This is a genomic window from Psychrobacter sp. T6-1 (assembly GCF_052258445.1).
Genome location: NZ_JBQQFC010000299.1, coordinates 1 through 2,901 on the forward strand (window position 1 = coordinate 1; position 2,901 = coordinate 2,901).

General features: G+C 36.2%; 2 protein-coding genes. Both read left to right on the forward strand.

The window, feature by feature from the left end; all coding sequences use genetic code 11:
- Window positions 1–298: 298 nt before the first annotated feature.
- The gene (locus ACTXGO_RS11930; protein WP_435950766.1) at window positions 299–1,564 is read left to right on the forward strand and encodes a DNA cytosine methyltransferase; all 1,266 of its coding nucleotides are present in this window, start codon (window positions 299–301) and stop codon (window positions 1,562–1,564) included.
- The gene (locus tag ACTXGO_RS11935; protein WP_443574674.1) at window positions 1,561–2,649 is read left to right on the forward strand and encodes an HpaII family restriction endonuclease; all 1,089 of its coding nucleotides are present in this window, start codon (window positions 1,561–1,563) and stop codon (window positions 2,647–2,649) included. The genes ACTXGO_RS11930 and ACTXGO_RS11935 overlap by 4 nt, the downstream gene beginning before the upstream one ends.
- Window positions 2,650–2,901: the final 252 nt, after the last annotated feature.

A 2,901-nucleotide genomic window follows, 5' to 3' on the forward strand; every position in this document is an offset into this window, starting at 1 on the left:
AAATTTATGAGGGTATTATCGCTTATCTAGCGGCTTTTGGATATACCGACTGTAGTAATGGCAATATAGGCTTGTGTTATAGGCAGACGCTTCGCTTCAAACTACTACCCATATTTAGGAACTGTATTACTATTATCCTAGAAACCTATATAGACCAAAAAAGAAGTCATCAGATATCACAAAATCGGACATTCAGTTGTTATATAATAGCCTTTAAGTGGCTTTAGCTTAGTACTTGAGAGATGACCTGACAATGAGTCAAGTTAGAGTCCAGCCTACTCAACTATGAGACCTGTTCATGAAAATTACAGATAACTTCTTGCAAGAAATCCTTGAAAATAGGAAGTTTAAAAAAGACTTCATCCATCAGCAAAATAAGATTGCAGCACTGACTCACTTTTTGAATAATACAAATAACTTATACTCTGATCACTTCAAAGTTGAAGCATTTGACTTTTTAGAGGCCGTATTATCATGGAAGTTTCCTAATGAGACCATATCTGAGGATTTAGTTGAAAATGTCATGAGTTCACTTGAGAACAATGTAAACATAGACTACCCATTCCTAGCGCCTGAGAACCCGAAATTTACTTTTATAGATTTATTTGCTGGTATTGGTGGTTTTAGATTGGCATTGCAAAACCTTGGCGGCAGTTGTGTTTTTTCGAGTGAGTGGGATACTTATTCAAAGCAGACCTATAAAGCCAATTTTGGAAAGTTACCCTTTGGTGATATTACCCTTCCTGAAACTAAGGCTGCCGTCCCTAAGTCATTTGATATTTTATGTGCAGGTTTTCCTTGTCAGGCGTTTTCTATCGCTGGCAAAAGAGGTGGATTTGAGGACACTAGAGGGACTCTTTTTTTTGACGTCGCTGAAATTATTGCCAAACACAAACCTAAAGCTTTTTTCTTAGAAAACGTTAAAGGTTTGACCAACCATGATAAAGGGAGAACCTTAGCAACCATATTAAATGTGCTAAGAGAAGATCTTGGATACTATGTGCCAGAACCAAAGATAATGAATGCAAAAGACTTTGGAGTACCTCAGAACCGAGAGCGCATATTTATAGTGGGTTTTAGAAAAGACTTAAATATAAATTCATTCCAGTACCCTGAGCCACTGTCTTTGGATACTTGTGTTAGCGATATTATTGAAGAAAAAGAAGTGTCTGTTAAATACTATCTATCCAAACAATATCTATCTACATTAGTAGAACATAAAAAACGACATGCCGATAAAGGTAATGGTTTTGGTTATGAAATTTTAAACAATGACGGTATTGCCAATGCAGTCGTTTGTGGTGGCATGGGACGAGAACGTAATTTAGTATTAGACAATAGATTAACCAACTTCACACCCGTCACTAATATCAAAGGTGAAGTAAACCGTGAGGGTGTCCGTAAAATGACACCGAGAGAATGGGCAAGACTTCAAGGCTTTCCAGACAGTTATAAACTTGTGGTTTCAGATGCTCAGGCGTATAAACAGTTTGGTAACTCGGTAGCAGTTCCAGCTATTCAAGCAACCGCTAAACAAATACTTAATACTTTGGAAATACAATGACGGTAAAAGGCAATATCGGTGAATGGAGCGAGATTTATACCCTCCTCAAAGTGTTAGGTGAAGAAAAACTTTATGCAGGTAACGAATCGCTGGAAAAGCTAGAAGATATCGTTTACCCAGTAATCAAAGTCTTAAGAACAGAAGCAAGCGGAGATTTTGAATACCAAATCAATCAAAACATAGTATTCATATCCTCAAATGGAAAAGAGCTATTGAGATTACCTGCCGAAGAATTTACGCGAAAAGCACAGATAACTCTTAAGCAAGTTCTAAATAATAAAAAACTTAAAAACACTACTTTTGCTATTCCAGAAATAGAAGCGTTTATGGAGCAAATCCACTGTAAATCTTTAAAAGCATCATCCACTCAAAAAACCGATATCACCATCGTGATTCACGATGAAAAAACCAATCAACAACCTGTCCTTGGCTTTAGTATCAAATCGCAGCTTGGCAGCCCCTCGACTTTATTAAACGCCGGGAAAACTACAAACTTTCGCTATAAAGTTAATGGGTTAACAAGCACTCAATTAGCTGAAATAAACGCCATTGAGGGTCGCAAAAAAATTATAGACAGGGTCGCAAAAATAAAAATACTGGGTGGTATTCTGACGTTTGATAAAATCTTAAATAGCACCTTTTCAAATAACCTCATATTAATTGATAGCCTTTTGCCCCAAATAATCAGTGAGATGCTTCTTAGTTTTTATACTAAAGACTCATCTACTGTAGCTGACTTGGTTCAACTGATAGAAAACTCAAACCCTATCGGCTTTGATAATTCAAATGAACACCGTTTTTACACCTACAAGGTAAAAAAGATGCTTACCGATATGGCATTAGGTCTAACACCTGCTAAGGTTTGGACTGGAAAATATGATGCTACTGGCGGGTACTTGGTGGTTAAAGATGATGGCGAGGTACTTTGCTATCACCTTTATAATAGGAATGACTTTGAGGACTATTTGTTTACTAATACCAAACTAGAAACAGCAAGCACGACAAGATATACTTTTGGCAGTATTTATCAAGAAGGTGAGGATTTATATTTTAATTTGAATTTACAAATCCGCTTTATAAAATAGCTTCAATGTCTCAACATTCAATGAATCTTACTATCTTGGATTATTTCATAAAGCAAAATGAGAGGATCACCTAGGTATAATTTAGTTTGAAATTATAGTATTACTAATTTTTTATAAGACCTGATTCAGTTGTATAAAAAACAAGCCATGCTATGATTAACGATAACGAACACTGCTTATCAAGGAAGATAGATGAATACTACAAATACAGAGGCGACTAGTCAAAGCGCCAACGAGACCAACAAGCCGTTT